Annotated in this window: 17 protein-coding genes and 2 pseudogenes; 11 read left to right on the forward strand and 8 right to left on the reverse strand. The window is 65.1% G+C overall.

The genetic code is table 11. The features are described 5' to 3' along the window. The first annotated feature begins 16 nt into the window (after nucleotides 1–16). A complete protein-coding gene (locus ABZ552_RS22065; RefSeq protein ID WP_281880207.1) occupies nucleotides 17–952 on the forward strand; it encodes an AraC family transcriptional regulator in 936 nt (311 codons plus the stop codon). 283 nt (nucleotides 953–1235) lie between these two features. On the opposite strand, the gene ABZ552_RS22070 is transcribed toward ABZ552_RS22065, so the two are convergent. Both ABZ552_RS22070 and ABZ552_RS22075 read right to left on the reverse strand, forming a co-directional pair. Next, the gene (locus ABZ552_RS22070; RefSeq protein WP_357439393.1) at nucleotides 1236–1838 is read right to left on the reverse strand and encodes a hypothetical protein; all 603 of its coding nucleotides are present in this window, start codon (nucleotides 1836–1838) and stop codon (nucleotides 1236–1238) included. Between the two features lie 20 nt (nucleotides 1839–1858). Next, nucleotides 1859–2506, reverse strand: coding sequence for a hypothetical protein (locus ABZ552_RS22075; RefSeq protein WP_357439396.1), 648 nt, complete (start codon nucleotides 2504–2506; stop codon nucleotides 1859–1861). A 547-nt stretch (nucleotides 2507–3053) separates the two neighbouring features. Here ABZ552_RS22075 and ABZ552_RS22080 point away from each other — a divergent pair. Next, a complete protein-coding gene (locus ABZ552_RS22080; RefSeq protein WP_043701241.1) occupies nucleotides 3054–3362 on the forward strand; it encodes a DUF6802 family protein in 309 nt (102 codons plus the stop codon). A gap of 473 nt (nucleotides 3363–3835) precedes the next feature. Here ABZ552_RS22080 and ABZ552_RS22085 read toward each other — a convergent pair whose 3' ends face one another. Continuing rightward, nucleotides 3836–4042 carry a hypothetical protein gene (locus ABZ552_RS22085; RefSeq protein ID WP_357439399.1) on the reverse strand — a complete coding sequence of 69 codons (207 nt, stop codon included), beginning with the start codon at nucleotides 4040–4042 and terminating at the stop codon, nucleotides 3836–3838. A 70-nt stretch (nucleotides 4043–4112) separates the two neighbouring features. Here ABZ552_RS22085 and ABZ552_RS22090 point away from each other — a divergent pair, with 70 nt between their 5' ends. Both ABZ552_RS22090 and ABZ552_RS22095 read left to right on the forward strand, forming a co-directional pair. Further along, on the forward strand, nucleotides 4113–4487 hold the full coding sequence (locus tag ABZ552_RS22090) for a hypothetical protein (protein WP_357439402.1): 375 nt from the start codon (nucleotides 4113–4115) through the stop codon (nucleotides 4485–4487). Nucleotides 4488–4551: 64 nt separating this feature from the next. After that, nucleotides 4552–5259 carry a hypothetical protein gene (locus ABZ552_RS22095; protein ID WP_357439404.1) on the forward strand — a complete coding sequence of 236 codons (708 nt, stop codon included), beginning with the start codon at nucleotides 4552–4554 and terminating at the stop codon, nucleotides 5257–5259. A 448-nt stretch (nucleotides 5260–5707) separates the two neighbouring features. Here the strand turns inward: ABZ552_RS22095 and ABZ552_RS22100 are convergent, their stop codons facing one another. Together ABZ552_RS22100 and ABZ552_RS22105 are read right to left on the reverse strand one after the other, a co-directional pair. Beyond that, entirely contained in the window at nucleotides 5708–7108 is a 1401-nt protein-coding gene (locus ABZ552_RS22100) for a DEAD/DEAH box helicase (protein WP_357439406.1), read from the reverse strand. Nucleotides 7109–7563: 455 nt separating this feature from the next. After that, a complete protein-coding gene (locus tag ABZ552_RS22105) occupies nucleotides 7564–8124 on the reverse strand; it encodes a helix-turn-helix domain-containing protein (protein ID WP_357439409.1) in 561 nt (186 codons plus the stop codon). 181 nt (nucleotides 8125–8305) lie between these two features. On the opposite strand from ABZ552_RS22105, the gene ABZ552_RS22110 reads away from it, so the two are divergent. The 4 genes and pseudogenes from ABZ552_RS22110 (at nucleotide 8306) to ABZ552_RS22125 (ending at nucleotide 11610) form a co-directional block, all read left to right on the forward strand. Then, nucleotides 8306–9535, forward strand: a complete 1230-nt coding sequence (locus ABZ552_RS22110) for an alpha/beta hydrolase (RefSeq protein WP_281880218.1) — start codon at nucleotides 8306–8308, stop codon at nucleotides 9533–9535. An 88-nt stretch (nucleotides 9536–9623) separates the two neighbouring features. After that, nucleotides 9624–9840, forward strand: a pseudogene (locus ABZ552_RS22115) (DDE-type integrase/transposase/recombinase); the annotation flags it as partial. 394 nt (nucleotides 9841–10234) lie between these two features. Continuing rightward, the gene (locus tag ABZ552_RS22120; RefSeq protein ID WP_357439412.1) at nucleotides 10235–10924 is read left to right on the forward strand and encodes a hypothetical protein; all 690 of its coding nucleotides are present in this window, start codon (nucleotides 10235–10237) and stop codon (nucleotides 10922–10924) included. Between the two features lie 20 nt (nucleotides 10925–10944). After that, nucleotides 10945–11610 carry a hypothetical protein gene (locus ABZ552_RS22125; protein ID WP_357439415.1) on the forward strand — a complete coding sequence of 222 codons (666 nt, stop codon included), beginning with the start codon at nucleotides 10945–10947 and terminating at the stop codon, nucleotides 11608–11610. A gap of 180 nt (nucleotides 11611–11790) precedes the next feature. Here ABZ552_RS22125 and ABZ552_RS22130 read toward each other — a convergent pair. Continuing rightward, nucleotides 11791–12144 (reverse strand): annotated as a pseudogene (locus ABZ552_RS22130) (integrase core domain-containing protein); the annotation flags it as partial. Continuing rightward, nucleotides 12096–12221 carry a hypothetical protein gene (locus tag ABZ552_RS22135; protein WP_357439554.1) on the reverse strand — a complete coding sequence of 42 codons (126 nt, stop codon included), beginning with the start codon at nucleotides 12219–12221 and terminating at the stop codon, nucleotides 12096–12098. The pseudogene ABZ552_RS22130 and the gene ABZ552_RS22135, both read right to left, overlap by 49 nt. Nucleotides 12222–12402: 181 nt before the next feature. On the opposite strand from ABZ552_RS22135, the gene ABZ552_RS22140 reads away from it, so the two are divergent. After that, nucleotides 12403–13020, forward strand: a complete 618-nt coding sequence (locus ABZ552_RS22140; protein WP_357439417.1) for a PadR family transcriptional regulator — start codon at nucleotides 12403–12405, stop codon at nucleotides 13018–13020. Between the two features lie 144 nt (nucleotides 13021–13164). Here ABZ552_RS22140 and ABZ552_RS22145 read toward each other — a convergent pair whose 3' ends face one another. Next, nucleotides 13165–15000, reverse strand: a complete 1836-nt coding sequence (locus ABZ552_RS22145; RefSeq protein WP_357439420.1) for an acyl-CoA dehydrogenase — start codon at nucleotides 14998–15000, stop codon at nucleotides 13165–13167. Nucleotides 15001–15293: 293 nt separating this feature from the next. Between ABZ552_RS22145 and ABZ552_RS22150 the strand changes: the two genes are divergently transcribed. Continuing rightward, nucleotides 15294–15722 (forward strand): SRPBCC family protein, encoded by a 429-nt coding sequence (locus ABZ552_RS22150; protein ID WP_281880224.1) that lies wholly within the window; start codon nucleotides 15294–15296, stop codon nucleotides 15720–15722. A gap of 487 nt (nucleotides 15723–16209) precedes the next feature. After that, entirely contained in the window at nucleotides 16210–17505 is a 1296-nt protein-coding gene (locus ABZ552_RS22155) for an amidohydrolase family protein (protein ID WP_281918376.1), read from the forward strand. Nucleotides 17506–17607 lie beyond the last annotated feature (102 nt).

A 17607-nucleotide genomic window follows, 5' to 3' on the forward strand; every position in this document is an offset into this window, starting at 1 on the left:
GTCTACGCTTGCTGATGTGGATCCATTGAGCAAACTGCTGGGCGGTATCCGTGCCGAGGGAGCTGTGCTCACCACCGCGGTCCTGGAAGCGCCGTGGAGCATCCGGTTCGCCGACGAGGCGCCGCTGACCATGGTCACCGTGTTGCGCGGTGGGGGAACACTGCTGCTGCCGGGTGGTCTCGAGCGTCGGATCGCGGTGGGGGACACCGCGGTAGTGCGGGGCCCGGAGGCGTTCGTCCTTGTCGACCGCGCGGAGACTGTCGGCCTGCCGCACGAGGAATACGAGGTCGCTTGCTTCGCGCCGGACGCGAAATGCCATCCCGTGCTGGACGGCGGGCGCTGGGGGAGCGACCCCGCCGGTGAGACCGCTCTGATCGTCGGCGCCTATCGGGCGTCCGGCCGACGCCACGAACGACTGTTGCGCGCGTTACCCCCCGCCCTGGTCGTGTCCGACGATGTGGAGGTGTGCGCGTGGATGGAGTCGATCGCCGCGGATGCGGCTCGGCGTCCGGCCGGAGCGCAGGCGATGATGGACCGGCTGCTCGACTGGGCGCTGGTGTGCACGCTGCGCGACTGGTTCGACGGACTGGACGCCGACGCGCCCGGTTGGTATCGCGGGCCGGCCGACCCGGTGGTCGGGCCGGCACTCGAGGCCATGCACGGAAAGCCGGCCGCCGGTTGGACGGTCGCCTCGCTGGCCGCCACGGCGGGGGTCTCACGGGCACTGTTCGCGCGGCGGTTCTCCGAGGTCATGGGGCAGTCGCCTCTGGCATATCTCACCGAATGCCGGATGGATGAGGCGGAGGAACTACTGGCCGACCGGAGTCTCACCGTGGCGCAGGTGGCGAAGGCCGTCGGCTATGCGGACGCCTTCGGGTTCAGCGCGGCGTTCAAGCGGCATCGGGGTATCCGCCCCAGCGACTTCCGCGCCACCGCCGATCTCGGAGCCTGAAGCGGCGCCCAGGGCTGGTTCGCGGGCGCAGAATAGTGTGCCCGGCATCTGCGGGCCGCCGCTCCTGTTCGATGCCTGCGCGCTGCTCGCCGAAGCTCCCATCCCCCAAGTCATCCGAGGCCAGGGATGTCCGGAAGTGGGCCCCGGGAAGATTGATCCGTCTTTCCGGGGTGTCGACCCGAGGAACCGCGCCGCCATGTCATGGGGACCCCGGTCGTCGCAAATAGCGACACAGTGATCCCGTCAGCCGCGGTGCGTATCAAGGAGAGGTCAACCGATGACCTCATCGTGATGGTGTAAGGCAGAAGACGACGTCGAAGATGCCCTTGCCCGGCGGGTTGAGATCCAATCCGACCATCTTCAGCCGCCATCCCGAGATCTTGTCGGTGCCGGGCACGCCGGCACAGGTTTGCTGCGCCAGGACGGCGTTGTCGAAACGGGCCAGAATGCGGAAAGCACCAGGGGACGAGCAGGGGACTTGTTCTCCCTTGACTCCCTCGCCCTGGATCACACAGTCACCGACTTGCGCCACGTTGATGCCCTTCGCTGGATCGCGCCCGGCGAAGCCGACACAGACCTTCGTCGACAGACCTCCCGTGTGATCCACATACGTGTGGTACACGCCCGGCACGGGGCGGCAGTCCGCATCGGCTCCGGGCAATCGTTCGAGCGCGACATGGGTGGCGACCGGGCTGTTACACGGCACCTCGAAGAATTCGTTCGTTCCCTCCCGCAGGCAATCGCCCTTCTCGACAATGTTCGGGGCCGCACTGATAGTCGTCGGCGCCGTGGTCGAAGTAGTCGCGAACGAAACAGAATCCGAGTTCGACGCGGTGCATCCAGCCGCGACCATCGCAATGCCGATTGCGGTGGCGATACCAGCCATCCGCCCAGGGCTGCTACTTGTCATCGCAGGGCCGCCTCGAGTCCCTTGATGAGTTCATCGGCGATCGGGCGGAGCTGCTCCACACGGGCATTCGGATGTCCCTGTACAACCGCCTGGATCAACGTGTCATTGATTTCGAGAACGACCGCGAGGTGGCTTCCCCCGTACAGGCCGACACCGAGTTCGGAACCGGCATATCCGGCGATTGTCCCCAAGCCGTTCACCGGCTGATAGCGCACCGGCGCTTTCCGCGCATCGATCATGTAGGACGCCAATGCCGCAGCGGCCGTATCAGTCTTGGGGGCACCCGCCGCGACTTCGACACTCGGCAGCTCGAGGAGCGCCGACCCGGTGGCGTTCGCGAATGCTTCCGGGTGGTATGAGCAGGTGATGGCGTCGGGCAGGTCGAGCGTATTCACGCTCGGCGCGCGCAGTGGGAACGGCTGCCCGAATGCCTTCTCGATCGTCGCGGAACTCACCATCGCGCACAACTCTTCGTCGCTCACAGACGCCAGCGACTGGCCGTTCCCCGATACGCCCTGCGAGCGCGGCCCCTCCTCGGAATCACCGCAGCCCGCCAACAGGAGGCTTGCCGCCGCCAGGATTCCGACCATGACGCGCATCAGGTCTCTTCCCTTCGTCTCACGCTGGGCGATGCGCGACCGCATCGGTTTTCCGCTGATCTCCCGGCGCCGACGTGGTCGGCCAACGCTGAGTTGACCGACAGTTTTGGCCGACACACGCTCATTTGGAGGTCGCATCGCGTGCGGCCCATCGTAACCTCCGCCGCGAAGCCGCCAATTCATCTGTGCTGCCCCATATTTCGGGGGCAGGTCATGGTTTGGCGGTAGCTGTGGCATTTCACCGACGATCCCGTGCGAGTAGGGGCAAGCAGCGAGTGGATCGGGTGTGACTGGGACATTTCCGACTGCCCGACCTCCTCGAAGGTCGGGTGCCGTTGCCGGGCACGTCAACCGTCAACCCACTGGTGGGTCGAACGTCGATGATGGCCGACGTCTCCGCGCAGTGCGGGTGTAGCGGTGCAGGGGTGAGGCAGTAGCCGCTGTCGTCGACGAACACGATCGCGGCGGCGGGGTCAGGAGCCAGGCCGCAGTGCTGGCACAGCCATTGCTATTGAATGGCGGCCAAGACCTCGATAGTCTGGGCCGATGCTGGCCGAGTTCTTCGAAGGCATGGTGTCCGAAAGCAGGGGCCATGGTCACGTCGGGTGATCTGCCGGGCCTGGACCTCCCGCATATCGACGCGCACTCCGAATTAGGCGGTCTCGGCGCCGTTGAACTGCACCATCCCACCCAGGACATCGACCAAGACGGTCTGCTCGACAGCATGACCATCACCGGCGACGATGCCATGCAGGTGTGGACCGACGTCGATCACGACGGCTTCGCCGATCACGTCAAGGTGGTGGAGAAGGACGGCGACTACACCGCCTGGGAGTTCCATCGTCACCCGGACGGAACCTCGGAGTGGATTCGCACGGATCAGGGGCGGCTGGGCACGTGAGCGGTGCGGCTTTCGGGCAGTTGACGTTCGAGAGCACCACCGTGGAACGAACCTTATGAGTCAGCACAGTCGGCAGTGGTTGGATGCGAAAGCTGTAACTGCTCTGCTTGGCTGCTGATGAGGTCGGTCGGTGGGCTGGAGATCGGGGGTTTCGTGGCGACGCGGGTGTTCGCGGACGAGGAGTTGGCGCGGGCCGCGGGAGTTTCCTGAGCAGATCGGGTGGCAAGCCCTCCCGGTGAGGGAGGGTGCGGCAGCGCCGGGTCGGCCATGTCGGAACTGCGCCGACACTCGATGCACGAGACCACGCGGATGGGTTGTCGACTCGGCGAGATAGCGGCCCCGTCAGCACGTTGCAGCGTCTGAAACAGCTGCCGACTGGTAGTCGGTCCCCTAGAGATCCCATCGGTCTCCGGTCGGGCGCGGCGGCATCGATCTCGTCGGGGGTGCGGAACCACCCCCGATCCTGAATCCCCTCAGCGGCGAAACAGTTCGAACTGATTACCAGTTCGACGGCAGAACCAGGTCTTACCCAGCCCTTCTTGACCGAATTTAGCCACCCCATTCGCGACACAAGCTCCGTGAGTGGGGTAGTAGCCAACGGTTTCATCAGCCACCGCCGTACCAGCCGCGCCGAAGGAGAAGACCGCGATCATCGCCCCACTGATCAGATACTTCGACATGACGGGAATTTTATAGCGTGACACTACTGCGCCGCTCCTGAAATACGTTGGCCAGGAGCAAGTTACGTCGGTGTCGAGGACAGGACGGCCAGCCCGGTTGCGGGCGACCTACCACCGCACCCAGGGCGTGCGGCACATGTTCGGTGCGCTGGACCTGCGCCCTGCGCAGCTGTACTACCGCATCCGCGACCGGAAACGGTGGACGGAGTTCCTGGCGTTCCTCGAGTCCCTGCGGGCCAGATGGCCGGGTGAGAAGTTCTACCTGATCCTGGACAGCGACTCGGTCCATAAGCGCCGCGAAGGTGCCGTGATGACGACACTCGAGGCGGTGGCGCGGAAGAAGGCCGAGGCTTCGATGGCGGTGGCTTCGGAGAGGGTGGGGATCCGCAGTGTTGTGCGCCGCAGGCCGGGCAGCACACAGGCCGATGTGACAACCCAGCCTTAAGAGCGTCATAAGTTCGACCGACGATCGTGACAGCGTAGGAACGCAGCAGACGAATGGATCCCCGATGTCACACACCGAACACCCCTACAGCCCACAGCCGGGGCATGCTGTCACGCCGCCGATGGCGGCGCCCGGTGCATCGCGCCGCCGACTATGGATCATCCTGCTGATCCTGGGACTGGCATTCACCACTGCCGCAGCGGGCGCCTTTATCGCACTGCACTCGGCCAAAACCGGCAAACTCCCCTGGGCGAGGTGGACCTACGCCGCCGAAAAAGCCACGGATCCGTGCTCTCTCATCGACGGCTCGGTGCTACAACAATGGACCGGCGACAGTAGGACCACACGAGATAACTCTCTGGTCGACACATCGTGCACCGAATCGAGCGCTCCGCCCGGCTCGGCTCGATCGGCATCGATCTCCGTCGACGCCTCGGTAGAGCCCGCCCAATGGAAAGCCCGCATCGCCTATGAGGCCGCGAGAGACTTCTGGACACGGAAGACCGACATCACCGAGACCACTTCTCACGGTGACCTGCCGAATTTCGGGCAAGAGGCGTACTTCGGGCGCGAGGTCATCAGGCACGGCGGGACTACCTGGATCAAATATGAGGTCGGCGTCCTCGATGACAACCTCGCAATCGAGGTGACCATCCGCGCCCGATTCGACGACGACAAGGGCGCCGCACCCGACACTCCCGCCGACCTCGACGACATCCAGCGCATCACCGAACAGCAGACCCGCCGCGCGATGGACCAACTCCGGCGGTAAGGGGCGGCCGGGCGGATCCGCGAACTCCCGTACTGCCGACGCTTCCTACGCACAACGGTAAAAAGGCAATTCGTATACGCAGCTGTGGCGTGAAGTCCGGAATCGAGTCGTCCACTCGCATGCTGCTCGGCTGATCAGCCTCACATCGATGACTTCCTGTAATCCCGGCCACCCCCCGGCCAAGCAGTTGTCGGACGTGCAGATCTGACCGGGATCACCACCACTGGGCCCGATCAACCACACAGTGTTCGGCCATGTTGTTGTCGTGGTGGTGGTCGGAGCATGATCAGAACCGTTGGACGAACCGGTACCGGCGGGGTTGCCCGCCAGTACCGGTGTCATCGACCACGTTCAACAGCATTCGCTGCCCGGCAGTTCGCCGGCGAGGCTCAGCGCCTCGGCGATCTCGGCATAGGCTGGCCCCGGGGGGAGCGACCGAAAACCGGCGCTATGCGGCCGTTCCGCGCGTGGAGTGAGCGCGCGTCTTGGCGCGCGCCTGTCCTTGCGCCGCGCTGCCGTTGCGACGGCTGCTGCCTTGGCGCGTTCCGCCGCTGCCCCTGCGCGTTCCGCCATTGCTTTGGCGCGATCCGCCGCTGCTACGGTACGGTCCGCCGCTGCTGCGGCGGTCGTCTTCACGTGCCGCCCGCTCACTGTAGGAGGGCGCGACGAATGGGGCGATCGTGCCGACGAGCTCGGCCACCACGGGCGAATCGGCGGTGACTCGTTGCGGGGTCACAGTGATCTTGGCCTTGCGCATGAGGTCGGCCAGGTCGCGTCGTTCGCCGGGCAGCACCAGGGTGATCACTTCACCGGAGTTGCCTGCCCGCGCGGTGCGGCCCGAGCGGTGCAGGTACGCCTTGTGTTCGGCGGGCGGATCAACGTGCACGACCAGCTCGACACCGTCGACGTGCACGCCGCGGGCGGCCACATCGGTCGCCACCAGCACCAGGGCATCACCGGCGGCGAAGACCGCGAGGTTGCGGTCGCGGGCGCTCTGCGAGAGATTGCCGTGCAGATCGACGGCCGGAATTCCGGCGAGGGTCAGTTGCTTGGCCAGTTTGCGAGCCTGATGTTTTGTGCGCATGAAGAGGATTCGCCGACCCGAACCCGAGGCGAGCCGGTGTACGACCTCGCGCTTGGCTTCGACGCTCGCAGTTTCGAAGACGTGATGGGTCATGGCGGCGACCGGGGAGTTCGCCTCATCCACGGAATGCAGCTTGGCATCCGGCAGGAAGCGGCTGACCAGCTTGTTGACGCCATTATCCAGGGTGGCCGAGAACAGCAGGCGCTGACCGTCATTCGGGGTGGCCGCGAGAATGCGGGTCACGCCTGGCAGGAACCCGAGGTCGGCCATGTGGTCGGCCTCGTCGATCACGGTGACCTCGACGGCATCCAGGGAGATCAGACGTTGGTTCATCAGATCCTCGAGCCGGCCGGGGCAGGCGACGACAATGTCGACCCCGGCGCGCAGCGCCCGGACCTGGCGGTTCTGCGGGACCCCACCGAAAATCGTGGTGACGGTCATGCGATAGGCCGCGGCGAGGGGTTCCAGCGCGGCCGTGATCTGGGTGGCCAATTCCCGAGTCGGCGCCAGCACCAGGCCGGTCGGGCGGCTCGGTGCGCGCCTACCGGCGAGACCGCGGCCGAGTCGGTCGACCATGGGGATGGCGAAGGCGAGCGTCTTGCCGCTGCCGGTCCGGCCACGGCCCAGCACGTCGCGTCCGGCCAGCGAATCGGGCAGGGTGTCGGTCTGGATCGGAAAAGGTTCGGTGATCTTGGCGCGAGTCAACGCCTTCACCAGCGGTGCGCTCACGCCGAGCGCGGTGAAAGAGATGTCAGCAGAACTCATAGGTGTTGCGGTGCCTTTCGGACATCAGGTGGTGCCCGAGCCGTCTGTGGACCTTCCGGGTCCGCGCCGGGGGCACGAAGTGGCGAGATTGCCGATGGGCAAAATCGATCGCCGTAAGAAGAGCGGATGCGGCAAGCGCTGGTTGCGAAGCGAATGCGATCTACGACGCTTGGCGTGACATGTCACGCACTTGATCAACAATAGCCTGTGATGGGCGGTTCGTACTCATCGGGTGAGGTTTCTCGCTTCCGGCCGGGGCTGGGTCGGCAGGTTCGTGTTCGAAATCTCCACCCGCGATCAGCTCCCGAGGCTCCGCATGACGCCCTTGCGGTCGCTGAGTGCGAGCCGATCTTCCTCGACAAGGCTTCCAGCAAGCTCGCCTCTCGTCCGGAACTGGGACAAGGCGCTGGTGGTGGCCACTCTTGATTCCGGGGGGGTGTTGACTGCCGCTCGGGTCAATGGCGCGCCGGTTCGATGTCGAGCGCGCGTTGAAGCTGGCTTGCCCACCAGCGCAGGTGAGCGGTCGAGTCTTGCGCTGCCGCGCCGGTGAGGCCGGCGCTCCGACGGAAATCGCTGCCGTAGAGGGGCTCGGTTGCCATCGCCTGGTGGAGGGCGGCGACCGCGAGTCGTGTCTCGTCGAGGGAACTTCCGGGAGGCCGACTCCGATGCAGGGCGTCGACGACCGGGTCGAGCATGCCGCCACCGGGGTCGCGCCAACCCGCCGCGCGCAGCGCCACCGCGAGTTCGCCGTAGCCGCCCCGATACACGGACTCGAGCGATTCGACGAGCTCGAGGACGTCGGTGCCGTGCTCCAGCCATGCGGCGATGACGTCGTGGAGCGCGGCTCGAAGCCGGCGTCCACCATGGCGAAGGAGTTCGGCGAGCAGCTTCTCGCGATTGCCGAAGTGATGCGAGACGCCGGCGTCGGTCATGCCGACCCGCGCTGCCACTGCGCGCACCTGTACAGCGGGGACGCCTCCCTCGGCCAGCAGCGAAGCCGCGGCATCGAGGATCAACCGACGGGCTTCGTCCGGTGGTCTGCGCGTTCTCGAATTGGTCACCTCGGAATCTTACCTTGACTAGCCAAGGTGTCGCTGAGTATCGTTACCTTGATGACTCAAGGTAGATCGGAGAGGGTACGTTGATGGTCGAAATCATGGTGCTGAGAAGGGGATTCGGCACGGAGGTGAATCAGCGATGACAGACATGACCCTCACCCTCCCCGACGTCACACTTCGAGCCACGGTGACCGGCGCGGGCCCCACGGTTCTGCTGCTTCACGCGGGCCGAGAGCGTCGCGACGTCTGGGCACCGGTCACGGCGGGGATGACCGTGTGCGGACTGCGGACGGTGGCCTACGATCTGCGCGGGCACGGCGAGAGCTCCGGGCGGGCGACTACATTGCGGGCGATCGCCGACGACGTGGTCGAGATGGTGGTTCGCGAACCGGCGCCTATCGTCGTGGTGGGCGCCTCCCTCGGAGGGCTCGCCGCCGTCGCCGCCCTCGCGGAGCCGTCCGTCGCGCAGCGTGTCGCCGGCCTCGTGCTCGTGGACGTCGTCCCCGATATCGATGCGGATCGCGCCCGGCGCTGGCTCGACGACCACGGACTCCTCGCCCGCGAGACCGAGCTCACCGACGACATTCTCGCGTCCCGCTCCGAACTCCATGCGATCATCGCGGCATCGGACCTGCCCATCCTGCTCGTGCGGGGAGGACCGCGGTCTCCGCTCGGCGACGCCGACGTGGACCGGCTACGCATGGCCAACCGGCGTGTCACCGTTACCCGCGTACCGGACGCCGGGCACCTGATCGCTCGCGACGCCCCGGCGGAACTCGCGCGCATCGTTTCGGCGCACGCCACCAAGTGGCTCGGAACCGACGACGTCGTCCGCCGCGCGTTCGAGCTACAGCGCGCGCTCGGCGCCGAACAGATCGATCATCCAGGGGGGACCCTGTTCGAGCACCTTCGCCGGGTGCACGCCCTCACGGTCGAATGGAACTCGGCGCCACGAACCCGGCTGGCGTCGATCTGCCACGCGTCATTCGGCACCGATGGGTTGCCGCATGCCCTGCTGCCGAGCACGGATCGCCGGCGGCTGGATCACGTCATCGGCCCCGACGCGGCGGCGCTGGTGTACCTCTACGGCGCATGCGATCGCTCGCGCACCTACCGCGAGCTCGGCCGACGGCCCTTGCCCGTGACCGACAGGTTCAACGGCGGCTCGAAGACGATCGGAGGAACGGAACTCCGTGATTTCGCCGTCCTGACCATCGCGAACGAGCTCGACGTCGCCCGCCACGCCCGGCTGGCACCCTCGATTCGCAGCGATATCCGTGACCTCGTCGCCGCGCTGGCCGCGTACGCGCCGGCCGAGGCGGCGGTAGCGCTCGCCGATGAAGCGCTCGCTCGAGCGAGCACCGAGTGAGCCCACCGTGGAGCAGGAGACGAGATTCCGCGTCGGGCAGCAGCGTTCTTCGCCCGTGAATTGCCCCCAACTGAGCTATCCCCTGGTCCTCGAGGACTGCTATTCCAACCGGATCGTCGGCTACTCCATCAACGACCGCATGACCGCCGCACTCGCGGTGTCGGTACTGCGGAGCGCGGTTGCGCTGCGTGTACCGGCCGGCACCATTGTGCATTCGGATCGCAGTAGCCAGTTCCGGTGACAAAAGCTCGTGGATTTCTTGTTGGTCAACGGATTACACGTCAATGGGCAGAGTCGGAGCCTGCCCCGTACCCGGCTGATGTCCATCGATCGCCCTGGTCACGAGGGCAGGGTGGTTTCCGGTGGATCACCAGCTGTGGCTGAACCCACCTCACGGCTCGGTGATTCCTGATCTGTGTGAGCGGTGCGGAGGTCGTGGCCGATGACATTTCCGATCGGAGCCGATGATCGGGGAGCTTTATGGGGATTACAAGTGCCCGTTAAGTCCGTCGGCGAACAATCGGATGCGGCAAAGCTGAAGCGACAGCGGCGGTTTGTGCGACCACGGGATGTGGACCGCCGAACCTCGTCGTTGGGGCGACCGCTCGGTGCCCGAAGTGCTGCTGTGCGAGGCAGGCAACCGAGACAGGAGGAACATGACGATCTGGAACGCGACGCGGCGATCATCAGGAGGTGGGGATGCCCTCTGGATCCGGTGAGTCCGCCGAATCGGACGGCTCGTCCGATCCCGGCCCTATAACACCGCAATCGCCAGTGCGGCGTACCGATCTGGGCAACCGGCTGCCCAGGGTCATCACGGCGGCGTTCGGGATCGCCGGCGTTGTCATATTCGTCGCCATGGGAATAACGGCCTGGGTGCGGACAGCCGACCAGCCCGCACTGTATACCGTCGGTGGTCTCGGAAACCCTTGCGCCATGATCGATCTGCCGCTTTTCGAGCGGGTCGCGGGCCCTGCGAAACAGCCGCCCGTACCCGGAAAGATCGACATCGCACCCCCGGTAAGGCTCTCCTGTGACAGTGTCGAGTTGGACCACGCTAGCGTGGATCTGAAGGTGCAGGTGTCCGACCGGCCCACCAAGACGACCCATCTGCGCCCGGAGTACGACAGAGCACGCACACTGGCGTTGGGGCGCTCCGGGACCGATATCGTCACACGAACGGTACCCGGTATCGGCGAGGACGCGTACCTGTCGGCTTCGGTCGAAGGCTTGGGCATCACGAGGCGCGGATGCGAGGCGGGGCTGATCCAGCGCAACGTTTCGGTTGAGATCCGATTCCACTTGTTCATATCGGCGGAGGTCAGTGCCCACGACCTGGCCGACCTGTGCGAGCAGCAGCTTCGAACCGCCGCTGGTAGGTTGCGATGACTACAGATGATTCGCGTGACATGCCGATTTCCACACGCAGCGCACGGCCCTGGTACATGGTCGGCGCCGCCGCCACGGTTTTCGTCCTATCTGTGGCGACCGCCGTACTCGTCCTTACCGGCTACCACCCCGGCAGCCCCTATCAGCCGAACCTCGTCGTACCGGTGCAGCCGACGGCAGCTGTGAAATATCGGCCGGGCAAGGTTCCACACGCCTGTGCGGCATTGGACCTGTCCGCGATCGACCAGCAGAGCATGCGGCAGACGGAGCCCCCGGCGGGCGCAGAGCTCGTCGCCGGCGATGTGACCGACAGCCACCTGGAATGCCGGGCCGATTTCGCCGGGGTCGATGCCACAGCTACGTTGCAGATGCGGGTCGATTACACGCTCGACCCGGCCGGTGGGCATGCCGAGTTCGACAGAATCACCCGCGCCGCGGTCGGTGCCGCAGTCAGGACCGAAAGCATCGGCGATGTGGGTTCGGGGGTGCAAGCCTTTGCCGTGTTGCGGGAGCGAGGTTTGAACTCGAAGCCTCACGAATTCAGCACCGAGATCGACGTCGCCGACGGAAACCTCTTCGCGACTGTTACCTTCACCGTGCGCGATCGCGCCGGTCACCTCACCAGCGACGAGGTAAAACAACAATGCGAGCATCAGATGAAGACTCTGCTCGCCCGCCTGCGTTAGCCACGGGGTGTGGATGTTGGATGTCCACGTGTACCACTACGAAGATCGAGTTGGTGCGCAAATTTCGACCACCCCGCAACAAGCCGCAGCTCACACGGCCGCGAACCCCGATCAATATCAACATCTGTCCGGAGTCAGGTCGGGTGTCGAGCACAGGGCGTCGGCCCAACGTTACCTGGACTAGTCGGGGTGTCCGGGGAGGTTGGTCCGTCGGGTGCCCGGTGGCTGACCGCCGATGGCGGAGTGGGCTCGGTGGTGATTGTAGAAGTGGAGTCAGCCGAGTAGGGCTTGGTTGCGGTGTTCGGCCGATTGGTAGAAGTGGGCCTAGGCCCAGCCGTCGGCGAGGGTGCGGTGGAAGCGTTCGATCTTGCCGTTGGTCTGGGGCCGGTAGGGGCGGGTCCGCTTGTGGGTGATGCGCAGTTCGTCGCAGGCCTCGCGCCAGGCGTGGGACCGGTAGGCCGACCCGTTGTCGGAGAGTACTCGTTCTATGGTGACGCCGTGGTCGGCGAACCACGCCGTTGCGTGCTGGAGTACCTCGGTCCCGTAACGTTGTGTCGTTCCATTAGCAAGGTTCGGACCCCCGGCCCGTTCAGGATCGCCGCGGCGGTCATCCCGGCATTGCCCGCACCCACGACGATCGCGTCGTAGTCGCTCACGCGCCACCGCTTGACGCTGTGGTTCGGCGGTGGCCTCGGTCTTGATCTGCTCGAACCCCTTGCCCATCGGGGAAGACGACGTCGTCGGCCAGATATGGACAATAAGTTGAATAGTCATGGGTGATAACCTGTGGTAATGGCATTACGCAACGCGGTCCTGGCCGCCCTGCTGGACGGAGAGGCCTCCGGATACGACCTCGCCAAGGGCTTCGACGCCTCGGTCGCCAACTTCTGGATGACCACGCCGCAGCAGCTGTACAAGGAGCTGGAGCGGATGGCGGCCGACGGGCTCATCGAGACTCGGGTCGTGCAGCAGGAACGCCGGCCGAACAAGCGTGTCCATGTCATCACCGAGGCCGGACATGCCGCATTGCGAGAATTCATCGAGGCGCCGTCGAAGCCGACAGCGATCCGTGACGAGATGATGGTCAAAGTGCAGGGCATGGAGACCGAGGACGCCCCCGCTGTGCGGGCCGCCCTCACCGAGCGGCTCGAGTGGTCGGCGGCCAAGCTCGCGCGGTACGAGCGCCTACGGACCCGCCTGCTCGACGGGCGGAGCGAGCAGGACTACCTTGCCGAGGCCGAACGAGTCGGGCCCTACCTCACACTCATGCGGGGTATCTGCTTCGAGCAGGAGAATACTCGCTGGGCCGAGTTCGCGCTCTCGGTCCTCGATCGCCGACTCCGCACTGTCCGAACCCGGAATCCGCACCACCATCGAAACGACCGCGGCGCTGTCGAGACGCGCTCGTGAACGTTCTCCACATTCCCAGGCGCTGCCGGGTCTGCAACGCTGATCACGAGACTGCCTCGCACCAAGGTCTGGGCACACGATAGTGGAATGGCCGCGGCAAGCAGGAGATGGGAGGAGCCGAACGGAACTCGTCTCCGTCCGGTCTCAGAAGGCGCCGTCAGACACGTCCATCAGCGTTGCTGTCACAGATGCCACGAATCGCCTCGCGGAGGTCAGATCCGGCAGGACAGTCCGGGCGAAGAAGTCGGCAACCGCCACTTTGCCCTCGTAGAAGTCGCGATCGTTGGAGGATGGTTCGCCGGAGAGGGCGGCGAGCGCGACTTCGGCTTGCTCCAGCAGTCGCCATCCGATCATGAGGTCACCGAACGCCGTCAAGAACCGCACCGACGCCAATCCGATTTTGTACAGCTCACTCGGCCGTTCCTGGGCGGCCATCAGGTAGCCGAACAGGGTTTGGGTCATGGCCTGTACATCGCCGAGTGCCGTTGCCAGGACGATGCGCAGATCGCTCAGGCTTGCGTCACCGTTGTCGCGTTCGAGGAAGTCGGAGATCCGGCCCAGTAGATGGGTCATGGCGACGCCCTGGTCGCGGGCAATCTTGCGGAAGAAGAAGTCCAGGGACTGGATAGCGGTGGTGCCCTCGTACAGCGAGTCGATCTTGGAGTCGCGGATGTACTGTTCGATCGGGTAGTCCTGCAAGAAACCGGAACCGCCGAAAGTCTGCAGCGAGTCGGTCAGAAGCTGGTACGCACGTTCGGAGCCGACGCCCTTGACGACCGGTAGCAGCAGGTCGTTGACCCGGCGAGCTAGGTCGGCGCCGGCACCGGACACCTGCTCGGCGCTGGCGGGGTCTTGGTGCGCGGCGGCATACATGTAAACAGCGCGTAGCCCCTCGGCGTACGCCTTCTGCATCATCAAGCTGCGGCGTACGTCGGGATGGCGGAGAATCACCACCCGCGGGGCGGTCTTATCGGCCATCTGGGTCAAGTCGGGGCCTTGCACTCGGGTCTTCGCGTACTCGAGCGCGTTGAGATAGCCGGTGGACAGTGTAGCGATCGCTTTGGTACCCACCGACATTCGCGCGTTCTCGATCACTTTGAACATCTGGGCTATCCCGTCGTGTACGTCACCGACCAGCCAGCCCTTGGCCGGAACGCCGTGGCCGCCGAAGGTGAGTTCGCACGTGGCGGACGCCTTCAAACCCATCTTGTGCTCGACGTTGGTGACGAACACGCCGTTGCGGGCGCCCAGTTCGCCTGTGTGCGAATCGAAATGGAATTTCGGCACGAAGAACAAGCTCAAACCCTTCGTGCCCGGTCCAGCTCCCTCCGGCCGTGCGAGAACGAGGTGGAAGATGTTCTCCGCCAGGTCGTCCGATTCGGCTCCGGTGATGAACCGCTTCACGCCTTCGATGTGCCAGCTGCCGTCGTCTTGCTTCACCGCCTTCGTGCGGCCGGCCCCGACGTCGGATCCGGCGTCCGGCTCGGTGAGCACCATCGTCCCGCCCCACCGTCGATCGATCGCGATCTTCGCCCACCGTCGCTGCTCGTCATTACCGACCCGGAACAGCACGTCGGCCATCACCGGCCCCAGCATGTAGAAGAAGACGGCGGGATTGGCGCCGAGCAGCAGCTCGTTGATCGCCCAGGTCACCATCCACGGCGCCGGAGTCCCCCCGAGTTCGTCGGGGAGCCCCAGGAGGAACCACTCCGCGTCCTGCCAGGTCCGCACCGACTTCTTGAAGTCGTCCGGTAGCGCGACAGAATGCGTGTCCGGATCGAAGATCGGCGGATTGCGGTCGGCATCGGCGAAAGAAGCGGCGACCGGACCCTCGGCTTGTCGCATGGCCTCGACGAGCATGGAGCGGACCGTGTCCGAATCCAATCCCGCAAAGCTGCCGGATCGAAGGATTGCATCGAGATCCAGGACCTCGAACATGTTGAACTCGAGGTCGCGGACGTTGCTCTTGTAGTGACCCATAGGGGACCTTTCGTGGCGCATAGGCGACTCCGGGACGGCCGGACACGCATCCATTGTTATTCAACTATCTGACTATGAAACTAGTGACCTATATGGCCCGACCGCAAGCAGCAGGGAGGAGCCTCGTCGACATGCCGGCTCGGCGCGGTCGGTCATCGGTCCTGCCGACGGGCAAGGTGGAGGCCAGACGCCCCGCATCGCGCCTAAGACGGTGCGTCCGTTACCCTCTGAACCCACAGTCATATTGGCAACGGTGTTGCCGATAATCCAAGTTCGAGGAGAGGGTGATCAGCATGCGTACTGTCGAAGTGAACGCCAGGTACGGGGCCCGACCGGAGGAGGTCTGGGCGATCCTCTGCGATCTGCACCGCTGGAGTGAATGGTTGATGATTCACAAGACGTGGAAGAGTGACGTCCCGAATCAGGTCACCAGAGGTGATGCGGTGACGGCGGCTGCGACGGTCATGAATATGCCGATCTCCATCGATTGGACGGTCGAGGATGTGGCGGAGCCGCACTCCCTCGTGCTGGACGGAATCACCAGGGCCGGCGTCAAGCTGGCCTTGGCCGTCAATCTTCGGGCCGAGTCGGGGGGCACCACTGTCGCCATGACGGCGAAAATCGAGGGGGGAATGATCGACGGGCCGATGGGGGGCATGTTCAAGCGATCGCTGGTCGGCGCGCTCGACAAGTCCCTGAAGAAGGCCGAGGCGCTTCTGTAGGCAGTGCAGATGTGGCCGCCGAGCGACGGTCGTAGCCGACTCCTCGTTCGCGGCGAACTGTTTTCGTCGCCGATACTTGTATCGGTAACACTGTTGCCGATATAGTTGGGCTGCGCTCGCGAGGACGACCGGAGGCCAAGGGGTCGGCGAGTCACCGCATCGGCTGTCCGGTCCGGGCAACTCGCCGGTGCTGACCGGCATGGATGACCTCCGTTGCCCCCTCGGCTCGCCCTCACCCTTCCTTCGGTCGACACGCACGGTTCGGCCGAGGGGCCGTGGAGCATCACGCAACTGCCCTGCTGTATCCGAACTGGAGGAGAACTTTGGACGGCCGAACGCTCTCGCTACACCGCTTGCCGTACGGCACGACTCGTTGTCGGCGTCGGGCTTCGGGTGCTACCGGTAGCGGCTGGGATCAAGCGATGGTGGTGGACGAGCGATGACAACCGGGAGTCGACTGCTGTTGCGTGGCGGGATCGTTCTCACCATGGATGCCGATCTCGGCGATTACGAACGCGCCGACGTGCTCATCGAAGACGGCAGGATCGCAAGTGTCGGAGCGGATCTGGGCGCCGACGGCGGCACGGTGGTCGAGTGCGAAGGGAAGATCGTCCTTCCCGGGTTCGTGAACTCACACCATCACATGTTTCAGACCGCCTTACGGTCGTACTGGTCCGATGCGCTGGACTCCGACTATTTCCTGCAGTCGCGCTTCGGTGCCGACGCACTGTTCCATCAGTACACGCCCGAGGACGTGTACTGGGGTGAGTTCGGCGGAGCGCTGGAGAATTTGGCAGCGGGCACCACGACCGTCGTCGATACCTCGCAATGCTCCTACACTCCTGAACACACCGACGCGGCGCTGGATGGCATCCGCCGCTCCGGCATCCGTTGTGTTTTCAGTTTCTCGCCGTGTTTCGGTGACCATGAACCCTCGCCGTCGTACGCCCATCCGCAAGACATCCATCGCCTGCAACAGACCGCCGCGACGAGGGACGGCGATCTTGTCCGCATGGCGTTGGGCTATCACGTCGATGAAGACCTGTTCCAACTCGCCAAAGAACTGCAGCTGCCCGTCTTCGCGCATGTCAACGATGTCAACTGGGGGCGTGCACTCGAAGAGTTCGAGACGCGAGAACTCCTCGGGCCATGGATCACCTACATCCATTGCCTCGGCCTGGAGGATTCGGCGTGGCGGGTGATCGAGCGTACCGGTGGCAAGGTTTCGGTCTCGGCCGTCGCCGAACAGTCCCTCGCGATGGGGCAGCCTGCGCTGCAAGCCGCACTCGATCACCGGATCCCGGTGAGCTTCGGCACGGATGCCGTCAGCATCGCACCCGTGGACTTCTTCTCGCAGATGCGCACGGCGTATCTGCTGCAACGAAGCGGAATCCCGCCACTGGTGGGTGAAGCGCCGGAAAGGGTGTCGCCGGTATCGACCCGCGACATCCTTCGGATGGCGACGCTCGGCGGAGCCCAGGCTGCTCATCTCGACCATCTCGTCGGCTCGCTCACTCCGGGCAAACGAGCCGACGTCATCGTCTTGAACGCACGCACGCTCAACGCGGGCCCGGTCAATCACGCGCCCGGCGCCATCGTCCAATTGATGGACACAAGCAACGTCGACACGGTCATCGTCGACGGGTGGGTGGTCAAACGGGGCGGCCGACTGGTCGGTGTGGATGTAGAGGACGTGCTCGAGCACCTGCACCGATCGGCGGCCGGTATCGTACGGCGCTCCGGAACAGCAGATGTGCTCCTGACCGGTTGCCGACAGCGATAGGTCGTCCTCGCACGACCAGCGGGTGAACGGCCGGGCGCTCGGCATGCGCATCCACGCGCAGCGCTGATGCGTCCGGGGCAGCGGTCGCCACCCGCGCATCGG

The sequence above is a fragment of the Nocardia sp. NPDC019219 genome (assembly GCF_040632645.1).
Lineage (GTDB): Bacteria > Actinomycetota > Actinomycetes > Mycobacteriales > Mycobacteriaceae > Nocardia > Nocardia sputorum.